We start from the raw sequence: 14080 nt of genomic DNA, 5'->3' as shown, positions 1-14080 counted from the left end.
CGCCGAATGAAAAACGTAGAGATTTATACCCGCCCTCTTTGTGGTTTTTGCGCCGCTGCGAAAAACCTGCTGACGCAAAAAGGTGTCGAGTTTACCGAAGTAGATGTCTGGGAAAATCCAGACCGCAAGCCAGAGATGATTCAGCGCAGCAATGGTGGTCGGACTTTCCCCCAGATTTTCATTGAGGGTCAGCATATTGGTGGCTGTGATGATATGATGGCGCTGGAGCGTTCTGGTAAACTGGACGGGTTGCTTGCTGCCTAATGAAAACAGCCCTTTTGCAAATTACATCGTCGGATGATCCGGCGGAAAATCTAGCCACTGTACAAACGATGATGGCAGAGGCTGCTGCAAATGGGGCTGGGTATGTTTTGACGCCCGAAGTGACAAATTGTCTTTCGGGCAGTCGAACTCATCAGAATGCTGTCCTTCGACATCAAGATGATGATCCAATGCTTGCAGCGCTGCGTGAAACGGCGGCACAGCATGGGCAATGGTTAACGATTGGGTCACTCGGTTTGAAAACTCATGATGCCGATGGTCGACTTGCCAATCGGCAGTTTTTGATTGATCCGACCGGGGCAATCAAAGCCAGTTACGATAAAATTCACATGTTTGATGTGCAGGTCTCTGCAGAAGAGACTTATCGCGAATCAGATGGGTATCGTCCGGGGGCCAAGGCTGTCGTTGCCGAAACACCCTTTGCTAATATTGGCATGACCATCTGTTATGACGTTCGCTTTCCAAAACTCTATCGCGCTTTGGCCCAGGCTGGGGCTGATGTGCTAACCGTTCCGGCGGCCTTTTCCCATATAACCGGGGCCGCCCATTGGCATGCATTGCTGCAGGCGCGTGCCATTGAAACGGGGTGTTGGATCTTGGCGCCCGCCCAAACGGGTCAGCATCCTGTAACGCGCGGGCCAAGTCGTAAAACATATGGTCATTCTTTGGTCGTATCGCCTTGGGGCGAGGTTGTAAAAGATGCTGGAACTGAATCCGGCATCGTTTACATTGATCTCGACCGAGAAAAAGTGGCACAAGCGCGTATGCGCATTCCGTCGCTGATACACGACAAAGAATTTGATGGCCCAGAACGCAAATGAATCCAATGCCTTGGCGGTGTCGCTGTTTAGCGAAATCCTAATGGCTGACCAACTTGCCCGCAGTCGCCTGACCAAGGCGCTGCCTAAAGGGATGGAGTTGTCACATTTTTCAGTTTTGAATCATCTGTCACATTCGTCTAGCGAACGCAGCCCTGCGCAATTGGCCAAGACATTTCACGTGACCCGTGGGGCTATGACCAACACCTTGGGCAAGCTGGAAACCGCAGGCTATATACATATTCGCCCCGATTGGGACGATGCGCGGCGCAAGATGGTAGCGATTAGCCCAGCAGGCCGTCAGGCCAAAGATGCAGCCTTGGCGGGCATCGCGCCGATTATCTCTGAAGTCGTCGATGAAATTGGCGAGCATCGTGTGCGCTCTGCTTTGCCGATCCTGCGCGAGATGCGCGTCAAGCTAGAGGATGACGGATGAAAGGCAAAAAAGGCATGAACCTCGCGGCGGTTGTTGTCGCGATTATCTTTATGCTGGTTTATGCCGTTCCTTCGATCCGTGGTGCCGCCGAAGTTGAAAAATGCGCAGAGCAAGGTGGTCGATACGACCACCAAACCGGCATCTGCGCGGTAGGTTAAGCAGGCTTTGTGCTGGCTGTGACGTAGTTCACGCTTAGGTCTCGGTCAGAAATCGACCAGCTCCAGCCCAATGGGTTAAACACAAACCCTTTGCGATCGACTGGATTTAGCCCGCCTTTGGTCAGCATATCAAACAGCTCATCAGGGGTGATGAACTTGTGCCATTCATGCGTGCCTTTTGGTAGCCAGCGCATGATCCATTCGGCTCCGATAATGGCCGCACCAAAGCTTTTCACTGTACGGTTCAGCGTCGAACACAGCATCAAACCACCCGGTTTCACCAAGCGTTGACACACCGTTAGAAATTCTTGCGGATCGGCCACGTGCTCAACAACTTCCATGTTGATCACAACGTCAAACTGCTCACCTGCTTCGGCAATCGCCTCGGCGGTGGTGTGACGGTAATCAATGGTAAGACCACTTTGTTCTGCATGGACCTGCGCCACTGGTATGTTTCCCGCAGCCGCATCTGCCCCAACGACCGAGGCGCCAAGCCGTGCCATCGGCTCACTTAGCAATCCACCACCGCAGCCGATATCCAGAATGGTTAGCCCCTTGAACGGCAGATCAGCTGACAGATCACGATCGTATTCTGCGGCGATTTGACGTGTGATATAGTCAAGACGACAGGGGTTAAGCATATGCAATGGCTTGAATTTCCCATTCGGGTCCCACCACTCTGCTGCCATGGCCTGAAACTTTGCCACTTCGGCTGGGTCGACAGTGTTCAGTGTGGGTTGCATTCTAATCTCCATATGCTCAATTGGGCGCGCAATACTATATAGATTGATTATGGACAAACACTCGGGTCAAAAACGCGCAATCCAGTATTTATTTCCGCCGGTCGAACCATTTGACCAGCGCATGATGGATATGGGCGACGGCCACAAGATTTATGTTGAACAATCAGGCAATCCAAACGGAATGCCCGTCGTTGTCTTTCACGGCGGACCGGGTGGCGGATGCAGCCCTGCGATGCGGCGGTATTTTGACCCGACGGTCTATCGTATCATTTTGTTTGATCAGCGCGGTTGTGGGCGCTCTAAGCCGCACGCCTCTGTTGAAAATAACACCACTTGGCATTTGATTGCAGATATTGAACGCATTCGCGATGCGCTGCACATTGATCAATGGATCGTGTTTGGCGGCAGCTGGGGCGCGACTTTGGCCTTGCTCTACGCACAAACGCACCCAGAACGGCCTGTTGCGCTGGTTTTGCGCGGCGTCTTTTTGATGACGCAGCATGAACTTGATTGGTTCTACGGCGGTGGCGCTGGGCAATTCTGGCCAGAAACATGGGCACGATTCGAATCCCTTGTCCCTGAAGATGAACGCGGCGACATGATCGGTGCCTATCACAAACGTCTCTTTTCTGGGGATCGCGAGACAGAGGTCAAATACGCTCGTGCATGGGCCGCATGGGAAAATGCATTGGCATCCATGCAATCAAACGGCGCATCGGGTCATCCTCCTGCGGAATATGCTCGGGCCTTTTCTCGGCTAGAAAATCACTATTTCACCAACGCAGGTTTCTTGGACTTTGACGGCCAAATTCTGGCGCATATGGACCGTATCGCCCATATTCCGGGTTATATCGTACAGGGTCGCTATGACATGATCTGCCCCCCGCGCGCCGCCTACGAAATTGCGAAACGTTGGCCTAACGCGCGCCTGCGCATGATCCACGACGCGGGCCATGCCCTTAGCGAACCGGGCATCAGTTCAGAGCTTGTGCATGTCATGAAAGACCTCGCGCGGATGTAAATATTGCGTGGGTGCGCTTGTAAAACCGACCAATCCAAGCTTTGTTACTTTGGTGCAGATTAACGCAAAGGCCATCGCATGAGGCGACTAGACAGACGTAGCTTACTAAAAACCGGCGCTGCCGCTGGTATTTTGGCTGCGACTGGCCTGCCGATGCATGCCGCCCCGAAACGTGGTGGTGTATTGCGATTAGGTGTTGCCGGGGCACATTCCAGCGATTCATGGGACAGCCGCCGCCATATAGATGCATTTATGGTTATGGTCGGTCACGGTGCGGTCTTTGACACGCTGACACAAATCGCGGCCAGTGGTGAGCTGATCGGCGAATTGGCTGAAAGCTGGGAGGCATCTGCTGATGCCAAAAGCTGGACGTTTAAGCTGCGCAAGGGTGTCGAGTTTCATAACGGCAAACCGTTCGAGGCAGAGGATGTCATAGCCTCCCTGCGCTTGCATTTGGATGCAAATGCCGCCTCTCCCGTCCGCGCTATAGTCTCTTCTATCACTGAGATGCAGCGCAACGGCGCCCACGAAGTGCGGTTTACCCTTGCTGCGCCTAACGCGGACTTCCCGTTCTTGCTGGCCGATTACCACCTGTGCATTTACCCAGCTGGTCATATCGCCGAGGCAATGCAGCATGGTATAGGCACAGGTCTTTACCAGGTTATTCGGTTTGAGCCGGGCAAGCGTGCGATGCTGGCGCGGGTCAAAGACCACTACAAAGATGGCAAAGAAGGCTGGTTTGACGCGGTAGAGCTTATCGCAATGAATGATCCGGCCCAGCGAATGAATGCCTTGATGCGTGGGCAAGTGGATGCGGTGAACCAAGTTGACCTGCAACAAGAATCCAAACTGCTAAGCAATCCAAAACTGAAACTGGCCGAAGTTACTGGCAATCAACATTTCAGCTTTCCGATGCGTGCCGATCAGGCCCCGTTTCACGACATCAACCTACGCCGCGCCTTAAAGCATGCGATAAACCGCCCTCAGTTGGTTCAATCCGTTCTGAATGGACACGGACAAGTGGCGCATGATCATCCTATTGGCCCTGCAAACCAGTATTACGCCGCAGATCTAACTGGTCATGACTATGACCCAGACAAGGCGCGCCATTACCTGCGCCGTGCAGGTGTTTCTGAACTCGACCTGCAAATTTCAGACGTCGCCTTTCCGGGCGCTGCCCAAGCTGCTGATCTATTCCGCGCCTCCGCCGCGGATGCTGGCGTTACTGTGCATATTCAACCGTCCAACGCCGATGGCTATTGGCAAGAAACTTGGGCCAATGCCGCATGGCGCACCTCTGGTTGGTCAGGTCGCGCGACAGAGGATTGGATGTTCAGCGCCTCGTCTCAGACCGGGGCTGCGTGGAACGAAACGCAATGGGACAACGCGCATTTCCAGCAGTTATTGCTCGCAGCGCGTGCTGAGCTGTCCACCAGCAAACGCCGTGCCATGTATCACGAGATGCAAGCGTTGATGTCAGATGAAGGTGGTGCATTGATTCCAATGTTCGCCAATTTCGTGGACGCACATCACAGCCGCCTGACCTATGGGGCAAAGCTGGGCAATCTGCACCAAATGGACAGCGGCCGCATGATCGAACGTTGGTGGTTCACCTAACGCAAGCGCTTTCTGCAACGCTGCACAGTCTTTCCTTTTTGGAATTCTACCATTCGCGGCTAAGCTTGGACAAAGGTCTTAGCTAAGGAAACAAGCCATGTCCGACACTCCCATTATCGAAGAACGCGAAAACGGCCCACTAGTCGTTAAAGGCATCACGCATATGCGCGACACGCAAGGCAACGAAGTGGAATGCAAACCGGTCATGGCTTTATGTCGTTGCGGGCAATCCAAATCTAAACCCTATTGTGACGGCAGCCACAAAGACGCTGGTTTCGAAAGCCGCGGTGGTACACCCGCCGGACGGGACCGGTTGATTACCTATGTCGGCAAAGAAATTTCTGTGAATTTCAATCCGCTGCTTTGTTCCCATGCTGCGCAATGCGGGAAGCTGGTAAAACACGTGTTTAACGCGGCTGAAAAGCCATGGGTGCAGCCCGACAACGGGACGGTCGAAGATGTCCAAGCAGTCGTAGCGGCTTGCCCATCCGGTGCACTATCAATTGCAGATACGTCCGAGCCGCACCTGTTGCCCGAACGTGCGCAAATCCAGATCGAAAAGAATGGGCCGTATTGGGTGTTAGATGTTCAATCCCCCGTGCCACCTCAGGCAGAAAATATGTCGGATCGAAAATTCGTTCTGTGTCGCTGCGGGCTATCGGGGAACAAACCCTATTGCGATGGCACCCACCGTGACGCCAAGTGGCGCGACGATTGATCATTTAGAATAACTGCATTTCTGCGTTCTGCTTGTCCCTTGACCAACCAAGACAGGCAGAATGCCCAAATTCCAAACGCTTCTAGCCAAAAGATCATATTCCATGCCTCAACCAATTCGCGCGCTTCGAACCAATCAAAGGCCCGCACAAACGAGGCGTAAGTCGCCACTACACCTGCCGCAATAATGGCCCACCCGCATGTCCGGTAAATCCGGCGATGCCCGGCTGTAGCATCCCGTGCAAATCGGCTTAGGCAGAAAATTGTTAGGGATGTCAGAAACACAAAAGATGACATGAAGTGCAAGACAACAGAAATGCGGTCATCCATGATCGCATGGAAAAACGTTTCTATCCCCATCGAGTGTGGTTTGTTCGGAAATAACGCCAACCCAATTGCGGCGGCTCCCGCCCATATCCCAATCACATCTTCGCGCCAGTTTTGTTCTGGCCGCCCGTGCCCTTTGTATCCCATTAGGAAAATCCCAATGGCCACAAGGGCCCCTACAACGAAATCCCGCATAGATGAGAAATAGTAATCACTGATAGAGGGCAGTATCTTTCCCTCTGTCACATAACCGCCAAGTAAAAGAACAAGCGGAAAAACCGCGGCAATCAACCCTAGTGCGGATCGAAGATTAAAATACGTCTTGATGTAAAGATGCTGACTCGATGGCTCCATGGGGAAATGCTGGCCTAAATCTATTAAAAATGAATTGCGTTCAAATCCAGATCATTGAGGCGCATAAACCCTTAACAACCCGTTAACGCAGAAGAGCACTTGCAGACTCGGCAACAAGTTCGTATATCCCCTCTCAACAGCGGCGCGCTCGGCTCTGGCCAAGTGTTCCACCGGGAAAGATCGACGGGCCGCGTGCCCGTTTTTTTGTGTTTGGACAAAACTCATGAGTAACATGATTGCGAAAGCCGCGATTGATCGCCGTCTCGCCGAGATTGTCACCCCTGTCATCGAAGACTTGGGGTTCGAACTTGTGCGTTTGCGGTTGCTGGGTGGTAAAACGAACACCCTGCAAATCATGGCAGAACGCCCCGAAGGTGGCATCGAAGTTGATGAATGCGCGCAGATCAGCAATGCGATCAGCGCCGTTCTGGATGTCGAAGATCCTTTGGTTGAAACCTATGTCCTTGAAGTGGGCAGCCCGGGCATTGATCGCCCGCTGACCCGCTTGAAAGATTTTGAGAACTTTGAAGGCTACGACGCCAAAATTGAAACCTCCGAGATGATTGATGGCCAGAAACGCTTCCGCGGTATTCTGGCTGGTGTCGAGGGCGACGAAGTTTTGGTGAATATCGACGAAGGGACCGTAGGTCTGCAATTTGATTGGTTGGCAGATGCCAAACTGATCCTGACAGACGAGCTTATCGCCGAGATGCTGAAACAGCGCAAAGCTGCCGGCAACTTAAACGAAGATAATTTTGACGACATCGAAACCGAGTCCGGTTCTGAGGAGACTGATTAAATGGCAATTACCTCTGCAAACCAGTTAGAGCTTTTGCAAACAGCTGAGGCTGTGGCCCGCGAAAAGATGATCGACCCTGGTCTGGTTGTCGAAGCGATGGAAGAATCGCTCGCACGTGCTGCAAAATCTCGCTACGGCGCTGAAATGGACATTCGCGTAAACATCGACCGCAAAACCGGTCGTGCGACATTCTCTCGTGTCCGTACCGTCGTAGCTGACGAAGAGCTGGAAAACTACCAGGCTGAGTTTACTGTTGATCAAGCTAAACAGTACATGGAAAACCCAGAAGTCGGTGACACCTATGTGGAAGAAATCCCACCGGTAGAACTCGGCCGTATCGCGGCACAATCCGCGAAACAGGTTATTCTGCAAAAGGTCCGCGAAGCAGAGCGTGATCGCCAGTTCGAAGAATTCCAAGACAAGGCCGGCACGATCATCAACGGTCTGGTTAAGCGCGAAGAATATGGCAACGTTATTGTTGACGTGGGTCGTGGCGAAGCCATCCTGCGCCGTAACGAAAAAATCGGCCGCGAATCCTATCGCCCGAATGACCGTATCCGCGTGTTCATCAAAGATGTGCGTCGCGAAACACGTGGCCCACAAATCTTCCTTTCCCGTACAGCACCAGAATTCATGGCAGAGCTGTTCAAGATGGAAGTGCCAGAAATCTATGACGGCATCATCGAGATCAAAGCCGTGGCCCGTGACCCGGGTTCCCGTGCAAAGATCGCGGTAATCTCGCATGACGGATCTATTGATCCAGTTGGTGCCTGTGTTGGTATGCGTGGTTCTCGTGTTCAAGCCGTTGTTAACGAACTTCAGGGCGAGAAAATCGACATCATTCCTTGGAATGAAGATCAGCCAACATTCTTGGTCAACGCATTGCAGCCAGCCGAGGTTTCCAAGGTTGTTCTGGATGAAGAAGCCGGCAAAATCGAAGTTGTTGTTCCAGAAGAGCAGCTGTCACTTGCAATTGGCCGCCGCGGTCAAAACGTGCGTCTGGCCTCTCAGCTGACGAACCTAGACATCGACATCATGACCGAAGCAGAGGAATCTGCACGTCGTCAAAAAGAATTCGAAATCCGCACTAAGTTGTTTGTGGATGCGTTGGATGTTGACGAGTTCTTCGCTCAGTTGTTGGTTGCCGAAGGCTTCACCAACCTCGAAGAAGTTGCTTATGTCGAAGTCGACGAGCTGCTGGTTATCGAAGGTATCGACGAAGCAACCGCAGGCGAACTTCAGGCACGAGCTCGGGATCACCTCGAAGCAGAAGCCAAAGCCGCTTTGGACGCAGCGCGCGCGCTGGGTGCCGAAGACAGCTTGATCGCTTTCGAAGGTCTGACACCACAAATGATCGAAGCACTTGCGAAAGACGATGTGAAAACACTCGAAGACTTCGCAACCTGCGCCGATTGGGAACTGGCCGGTGGCTGGACTACCAACGAAGGCCAACGTGTCAAAGACGACGGTATCCTAGAACCATTCGGTATGACTCTGGAAACTGCGCAAGACATGGTCATGACAGCACGTGTTGTATTGGGCTGGGTTGACCCAGAAGAGCTTCTTGGCTCCCAAGACGAAGACGCCGTTGAAGGCGAAGAAACACAAGAGTCAGAGGCCTAATTTAGGTCCTAAAGGAACAGCACAGCATGGCACGCGGTGGACAAACTAAAATTCGGGAAGATGGCCCGGAACGCAAATGTATCGCCACTGGCGAGACACAGCCCAAGTTTGGGCTGGTGCGTTTCGTCGTCGGTCCTGATGATACGGTTTATCCGGATGTGATGGGTAAATTGCCTGGCCGTGGCATGTGGGTTTCTGCTGATCGGGCGGCCATTGAAAAGGCCGCCACCAAAGGTCTCTTTTCCCGCGCTGCAAAACAGCCGGTCAAGGCGACGGCAACTTTGGTTGACGATGTCGAACGGCAACTTGTGCGCCGCGTGGTTGATTTGATCAGCATGGCGCGCAAATCCGGTGACGCAGTCACTGGTTATGAAAAAGTGAAGGACTGGCTCTCAAAAGAGGTGGCCGAGGTTCTTATACAAGCTGTGGACGGTTCAGGCCGCGGCAAGACTAAACTCAGTACGCCTCACTATGGCAGCTACATCGGTTGGCTTACAGCCGAAGAGCTTGGAATAGCATTTGGGCGACAAAACGTGATCCATGGGGCGCTTGCGTCTGGCGGACTCACGAAAAGAGTTGTAGAGGAAGCCCAAAGACTAAAGGGCGTACGCGAAATTACGGCGGCAGGGGTCGTCGGAAAGGGTAAGACAGCTTCATGAGCGATAACGACGGTAAAAAGACATTGGGCCTAGGTGGCGCAGGTGCTCGTCCGGGCAATGTAAAGCAAAGCTTCAGCCATGGCCGGACCAAAAACGTCGTGGTTGAGACCAAACGCAAGCGCGTTGTGGTTCCGAAACCCGGCGCAGCAGCTAAGGGGGCCGTCAGCGGCCGTCCAGGCGGTGACCCGTCCAAACGTCCAGCGGGCATCACTGATGTTGAAATGGCACGCCGTCTGAAGGCACTTCAGGCAGCGAAAGCACGCGAAGCAGAAGACAACGAGCGTCGCGCTGCAGAAGAAAAAGCACGCGATGAACAGCGCGCGCGCCGCCGTGCCGAGATGGAAGCCAAAGAACGCGAACAGCGCGAAGCTGAAGAACGCGCTCGTGAAAAGGCTGAAGCTGAAGCACAGAAAAAACGTGAGCAGGAAGAAGCTGCCAAGCGCGCCGCTGCCGAAAAAGCAGCTCCCGCTGCAGAGGCTCCGGCCGCGCGTGCTGCGCCTGGTCCAAAGCGTGACTTGTCTAACAAGCCATTGCCGGCTGCGACACCACGCAAGGCAGATCGCGAACGTGATCGTAACGCTCGTAACCGTGGCCAAGACGATGCGCGCCGTTCCGGCAAGCTGACCCTCAGCCAAGCAACCGGTGGTGCAGGCGGACGTCAAAAATCTATGGCCGCCATGAAGCGGAAGCAGGAACGTGCACGCCAAAAGGCGATGGGCGGTACTGTTGAGCGCGAAAAGGTAATTCGTGACGTTCAATTGCCAGAATCCATCGTGGTTTCTGAATTGGCGAACCGTATGGCCGAGCGTGTGGCTGACGTTGTTAAGTCACTCATGAATATGGGCATGATGGTAACGCAGAACCAAGCGCTAGACGCGGATACTGCGGAACTGATCATCGAAGAATTCGGCCACAAAGTGGTTCGCGTTTCAGACGCTGATGTCGAAGACGTAATCACTGATGTTGAAGAAAAAGAAGAAGACCTGACATCGCGCCCACCGGTTATCACCATCATGGGCCACGTTGACCACGGTAAAACATCCCTCTTGGATGCGATCCGCGACGCGAAAGTTGTTGCTGGTGAAGCGGGTGGTATTACGCAGCACATTGGTGCGTATCAGGTCACAACCGATAGCGGCACAACACTGTCGTTCCTCGATACTCCGGGCCACGCGGCGTTTACGTCTATGCGGTCCCGTGGTGCTCAGGTAACAGACATCGTTGTTCTGGTTGTTGCAGCAGATGACTCGGTTATGCCGCAGACCATCGAAGCGATTAACCACGCGAAAGCGGCCGAAGTGCCAATGATCGTGGCGATCAACAAAATTGATAAACCAGCCGCTGACCCGAACAAAGTGCGTGCAGAACTTCTGCAACACGAAGTTATCGTCGAAGCAATGTCTGGCGAAGTTCAAGACGTCGAAGTTTCTGCCGTTACCGGTCAGGGCCTAGACGAATTGCTCGAAGCGATTGCGCTGCAGTCTGAGATTCTCGAACTGAAAGCCAACCCAGATCGCGCCGCCCAAGGTGCCGTGATCGAGGCGCAGCTTGATGTTGGCCGTGGTCCTGTTGCAACCGTTCTGGTTCAAAAAGGGACACTTCGCCAAGGCGATATTTTTGTTGTGGGTGAGCAGTACGGTAAAGTCCGTGCACTGATCAACGACAAGGGCGATCGTGTTCAAGAAGCAGGCCCATCCGTACCGGTAGAGGTTCTGGGTCTTAACGGCACTCCAGAAGCTGGTGACGTTCTGAACGTTACTGACACCGAAGCACAGGCACGTGAGATTGCGGAATACCGTGAGCAAGCGGCGAAAGATAAGCGCGCAGCAGCTGGCGCAGCGACAACGCTGGAACAGCTGATGCAGAAAGCTAAGGACGACGTTGACGTCTCTGAGCTGCCGATCTTGGTCAAAGCTGACGTTCAAGGTTCTGCCGAAGCGATCGTTCAGGCGATGGAAAAAATCGGCAACGACGAAGTTCGCGTTCGTGTCCTACACTCCGGTGTTGGTGCGATCACTGAATCTGACATCGGCCTTGCTGAAGCATCCGGTGCGCCGGTCATGGGCTTTAACGTTCGTGCCAATGCCTCCGCTCGCAACACTGCGAACCAAAAAGGCGTAGAAATTCGTTACTACTCGGTCATTTATGACCTTGTGGATGACGTAAAAGCAGCGGCATCTGGCTTGCTCTCTAACGAGATCAAAGAAAACTTCATCGGGTACGCGAATATCAAAGACGTGTTCAAAGTATCCAACGTCGGCAAAGTTGCTGGTTGCTTGGTTACCGAAGGTGTTGCGCGCCGTTCCGCAGGCGTTCGCTTGCTGCGCGACAACGTGGTTATCCACGAGGGCACACTGAAGACACTGAAGCGCTTCAAAGACGAAGTGCCAGAAGTTCAGTCTGGTCAAGAATGTGGTATGGCCTTCGAAAACTACGAAGACATCCGCGCAGGCGATGTGATCGAAATCTTCGAACGCGAAGAAGTCACACGTACTCTCGACTAATCCAGTCTTGATCTTGAAATAGAAAACGCCGCCTCAGAGATGAGGCGGCGTTTTTCGTTTACAAACTATGATTTGCGGAACGGCTTAGAGCGCAGGTTTAGACAGGCTTACCTTGATAGAAAGTTTGCCCAACACGCACCTGAATCAACCCATTCGGCAGGGCTTTAACAAACAAACCCTGCACAGAAATGCAGCTTCCTAGCGTAATAGTTCTCAGCATGTCCAATCCCCCCAGACTGATTGACAAGTTGAATGTGTATAAGAGTTTTGCCCCAGACTGGCATCTTGTTCTTTATTTAGTATTCGCAAATCGGAAGAATGCCTACCAAAATTGAGTAAATTGGACGTTAAAGAGCCAATTAAAGGCAAGTTTTACAGCCAGTCCCGCAAAATTGGGATCAATGGAATATCCGCCGGCGGCATGGGATAGTCACGAAAATCCTTTGGATAAACCCACTTAAGCGTCTGCCCTTCGTTCGCGACCGGAGTGCCGGACCACTTGCGGCAAGCGAACACAGGCATCAACAGATGAAACGTCTCATACGTGTGTGACGCGAAGGTCAGCGGGGCCAAACAACTCTCCCACGTATCAATGCCCAGTTCTTCTTGAAGTTCGCGAATCAAAGCGACTTCAGGTGTTTCGCCATCCTCAATTTTTCCGCCGGGAAATTCCCAAAGACCAGCCATCGACTTGCCTTCAGGACGCTGTGCCAACAGCACCCGCCCATCGCGATCAATCAGCGCAACCGCTGACACAAGCACCGTTTTCATGGCCTAAGCCTCCGACAAAATTAAGAGCGATAATCCGCGTTGATAGAGATATAGCCGTGGGTCAAATCACAGGTCCAAACAGTGGCTTCACCGCTTCCCAAGCCCAGATCAACACTGATCGTTAGCTCTTGTGCCTTCATATAGTTGGCGCCAGCTTCTTCGCTATAATTAGCAGAGACCCAGCCCTTTTCAGCAACGAGAATGTCGCCAAATTTGATCGACAGTAAATCGCGATCAGCCGCTGCACCCGATTTGCCAATTGCCATAACAACGCGACCCCAGTTCGGATCTTCACCCGCAATGGCTGTTTTGACCAACGGTGAGTTCGCAATTGCCAACGCATGTGTCCGCGCATCTGCGTCATTTGCTGCACCAGTTACAGAAACTTCAACGAATTTGGTCGCGCCTTCACCATCTTTCACAACAAGGTGGGACAGTTCTTGCATCACGCCATGCAGCGCGCCCCTAAAGGCCGCATCGCCCGCGGATACATCAACACCAGAAGCGCCTGTTGCCCCCATTAACAGCGTGTCCGATGTCGAAGTGTCACTATCTACCGTGATGCAGTTAAAGGTCTTATCCGTTAGCTCTGACAGCATCGCTTGCAGTACAGGCCGCGACACCTTTGCATCCGTAAATATATAAACCAGCATCGTCGCCATATCTGGCGCGATCATGCCTGAGCCTTTCGCAATCCCTGCGATTTTGACCAACTTGCCGCCAATCTCAACCTCAGCTGAGGCGCCCTTGGCGAAGGTGTCAGTCGTCATAATTGCCTGCGCAGCGTCTTCGATGCCATCCACAGATAGGCCAGCCGACAGCTCCGCGACCTTTGACGTGATGCGGTCATGTGGCAACCGTTCGCCAATCACTCCTGTCGAAGAAGTAAACACCCGATCCGCTGACAACCCGGTTTCCGCAGCAACAGCCTCACAGATCGCGGCGACCGAGTTTTCACCCGCTCGCCCCGTAAAGGCATTCGAATTGCCCGAGTTGATGATAAAGGCCGCGCCCTTATCGCAATCGATCCCAACTTTCGCTTGGCAATCCAACACATTCGCAGATCGCGTGGATGACTTAGTAAACGTCCCCGCTACGGTGCTTCCTGGCGCCAATCGGATCAGGGTCACATCTTTGCGTCCCTCATACTTTATCCCCGCAGCCACGGCCGCGAATTCGACGCCCTGAATCTCAGGCAGGTCTGGAAAGCTGGTAGGTGCCAGCGGCGAAACAGAATCGATAGTTGCCAAC

General features: G+C 53.1%; 15 protein-coding genes. 11 read left to right on the top strand and 4 right to left on the bottom strand.

Annotated elements, in window-relative coordinates:
- Nucleotides 1–6: 6 nt before the first annotated feature.
- The 4 genes from grxC to Q4544_RS08940 are packed head-to-tail and all read left to right on the top strand — an operon-like array spanning nt 7 to nt 1694.
- Nucleotides 7–264 (top strand): glutaredoxin 3, encoded by a 258-nt coding sequence (gene grxC / locus Q4544_RS08955; RefSeq protein WP_303505490.1) that lies wholly within the window; start codon nt 7–9, stop codon nt 262–264.
- Nucleotides 264–1103, top strand: a complete 840-nt coding sequence (locus tag Q4544_RS08950; RefSeq protein WP_303505488.1) for a carbon-nitrogen hydrolase family protein — start codon at nt 264–266, stop codon at nt 1101–1103. The genes grxC and Q4544_RS08950 overlap by 1 nt, the downstream gene beginning before the upstream one ends.
- The gene (locus Q4544_RS08945; RefSeq protein WP_303505486.1) at nt 1084–1536 is read left to right on the top strand and encodes a MarR family winged helix-turn-helix transcriptional regulator; all 453 of its coding nucleotides are present in this window, start codon (nt 1084–1086) and stop codon (nt 1534–1536) included. The genes Q4544_RS08950 and Q4544_RS08945 overlap by 20 nt, the downstream gene beginning before the upstream one ends.
- On the top strand, nt 1533–1694 hold the full coding sequence (locus Q4544_RS08940; RefSeq protein WP_303505484.1) for a hypothetical protein: 162 nt from the start codon (nt 1533–1535) through the stop codon (nt 1692–1694). The genes Q4544_RS08945 and Q4544_RS08940 overlap by 4 nt, the downstream gene beginning before the upstream one ends.
- On the opposite strand, the gene ubiG is transcribed toward Q4544_RS08940, so the two are convergent.
- A complete protein-coding gene (gene ubiG, locus Q4544_RS08935; protein WP_303505482.1) occupies nt 1691–2437 on the bottom strand; it encodes a bifunctional 2-polyprenyl-6-hydroxyphenol methylase/3-demethylubiquinol 3-O-methyltransferase UbiG in 747 nt (248 codons plus the stop codon). The genes Q4544_RS08940 and ubiG overlap by 4 nt on opposite strands.
- A 49-nt stretch (nt 2438–2486) precedes the next feature.
- On the opposite strand from ubiG, the gene pip reads away from it, so the two are divergent.
- The 3 genes from pip (at nt 2487) to Q4544_RS08920 (ending at nt 5793) form a co-directional block, all read left to right on the top strand.
- On the top strand, nt 2487–3458 hold the full coding sequence (pip, locus tag Q4544_RS08930; RefSeq protein WP_303505480.1) for a prolyl aminopeptidase: 972 nt from the start codon (nt 2487–2489) through the stop codon (nt 3456–3458).
- A gap of 78 nt (nt 3459–3536) precedes the next feature.
- Entirely contained in the window at nt 3537–5075 is a 1539-nt protein-coding gene (locus tag Q4544_RS08925) for an ABC transporter substrate-binding protein (protein WP_303505478.1), read from the top strand.
- A 97-nt stretch (nt 5076–5172) separates the two neighbouring features.
- Complete coding sequence (locus Q4544_RS08920) at nt 5173–5793, top strand: CDGSH iron-sulfur domain-containing protein (protein WP_303505476.1); 621 nt, start codon at nt 5173–5175, stop codon at nt 5791–5793.
- On the opposite strand, the gene Q4544_RS08915 is transcribed toward Q4544_RS08920, so the two are convergent.
- Complete coding sequence (locus Q4544_RS08915; protein WP_303505474.1) at nt 5748–6473, bottom strand: hypothetical protein; 726 nt, start codon at nt 6471–6473, stop codon at nt 5748–5750. The two genes, Q4544_RS08920 and Q4544_RS08915, sit on opposite strands and share 46 nt — an antisense overlap.
- Nucleotides 6474–6696: 223 nt before the next feature.
- On the opposite strand from Q4544_RS08915, the gene rimP reads away from it, so the two are divergent.
- From rimP to infB, 4 genes are read left to right on the top strand one after another with little or no spacing between them, the layout of a single operon-like run.
- Nucleotides 6697–7272, top strand: a complete 576-nt coding sequence (rimP, locus tag Q4544_RS08910; protein WP_303505472.1) for a ribosome maturation factor RimP — start codon at nt 6697–6699, stop codon at nt 7270–7272.
- Nucleotides 7273–8895: a transcription termination factor NusA gene (gene nusA / locus Q4544_RS08905; protein ID WP_303505470.1), complete on the top strand. Its 1623-nt coding sequence runs from the start codon at nt 7273–7275 to the stop codon at nt 8893–8895. It begins immediately after the preceding gene.
- A gap of 26 nt (nt 8896–8921) precedes the next feature.
- Nucleotides 8922–9554: an RNA-binding protein gene (locus tag Q4544_RS08900; protein WP_303505468.1), complete on the top strand. Its 633-nt coding sequence runs from the start codon at nt 8922–8924 to the stop codon at nt 9552–9554.
- Entirely contained in the window at nt 9551–12058 is a 2508-nt protein-coding gene (gene infB, locus Q4544_RS08895) for a translation initiation factor IF-2 (RefSeq protein ID WP_303505466.1), read from the top strand. The genes Q4544_RS08900 and infB overlap by 4 nt, the downstream gene beginning before the upstream one ends.
- A gap of 372 nt (nt 12059–12430) precedes the next feature.
- Here infB and mutT read toward each other — a convergent pair whose 3' ends face one another.
- Nucleotides 12431–12829 carry an 8-oxo-dGTP diphosphatase MutT gene (gene mutT / locus Q4544_RS08890; RefSeq protein WP_303505464.1) on the bottom strand — a complete coding sequence of 133 codons (399 nt, stop codon included), beginning with the start codon at nt 12827–12829 and terminating at the stop codon, nt 12431–12433.
- Between the two features lie 20 nt (nt 12830–12849).
- A complete protein-coding gene (argJ, locus tag Q4544_RS08885) occupies nt 12850–14079 on the bottom strand; it encodes a bifunctional glutamate N-acetyltransferase/amino-acid acetyltransferase ArgJ (RefSeq protein WP_303505462.1) in 1230 nt (409 codons plus the stop codon).
- Nucleotide 14080 lies beyond the last annotated feature (1 nt).

The sequence above is a fragment of the Cognatishimia sp. 1_MG-2023 genome, from assembly GCF_030548175.1.
Classification (GTDB): Bacteria; Pseudomonadota; Alphaproteobacteria; order Rhodobacterales; family Rhodobacteraceae; genus Cognatishimia.
Note: the sequence above shows the minus strand (reverse complement) of the source record. Positions and strands in the feature narration are given on the sequence as shown.

Bases quoted from the DNA above. Each gene is read 5' to 3' on its own strand.
- grxC (WP_303505490.1), top strand. From the start codon at position 7: ATGAAAAACGTAGAGATTTATACCCGCCCTCTTTGTGGTTTTTGCGCC.
- Q4544_RS08950 (WP_303505488.1), top strand. From the start codon at position 264: ATGAAAACAGCCCTTTTGCAAATTACATCGTCGGATGATCCGGCGGAA.
- Q4544_RS08945 (WP_303505486.1), top strand. From the start codon at position 1,084: ATGGCCCAGAACGCAAATGAATCCAATGCCTTGGCGGTGTCGCTGTTT.
- Q4544_RS08940 (WP_303505484.1), top strand. From the start codon at position 1,533: ATGAAAGGCAAAAAAGGCATGAACCTCGCGGCGGTTGTTGTCGCGATT.
- ubiG (WP_303505482.1), bottom strand. From the start codon at position 2,437: ATGCAACCCACACTGAACACTGTCGACCCAGCCGAAGTGGCAAAGTTT.
- pip (WP_303505480.1), top strand. From the start codon at position 2,487: ATGGACAAACACTCGGGTCAAAAACGCGCAATCCAGTATTTATTTCCG.
- Q4544_RS08925 (WP_303505478.1), top strand. From the start codon at position 3,537: ATGAGGCGACTAGACAGACGTAGCTTACTAAAAACCGGCGCTGCCGCT.
- Q4544_RS08920 (WP_303505476.1), top strand. From the start codon at position 5,173: ATGTCCGACACTCCCATTATCGAAGAACGCGAAAACGGCCCACTAGTC.
- Q4544_RS08915 (WP_303505474.1), bottom strand. From the start codon at position 6,473: ATGGAGCCATCGAGTCAGCATCTTTACATCAAGACGTATTTTAATCTT.
- rimP (WP_303505472.1), top strand. From the start codon at position 6,697: ATGAGTAACATGATTGCGAAAGCCGCGATTGATCGCCGTCTCGCCGAG.
- nusA (WP_303505470.1), top strand. From the start codon at position 7,273: ATGGCAATTACCTCTGCAAACCAGTTAGAGCTTTTGCAAACAGCTGAG.
- Q4544_RS08900 (WP_303505468.1), top strand. From the start codon at position 8,922: ATGGCACGCGGTGGACAAACTAAAATTCGGGAAGATGGCCCGGAACGC.
- infB (WP_303505466.1), top strand. From the start codon at position 9,551: ATGAGCGATAACGACGGTAAAAAGACATTGGGCCTAGGTGGCGCAGGT.
- mutT (WP_303505464.1), bottom strand. From the start codon at position 12,829: ATGAAAACGGTGCTTGTGTCAGCGGTTGCGCTGATTGATCGCGATGGG.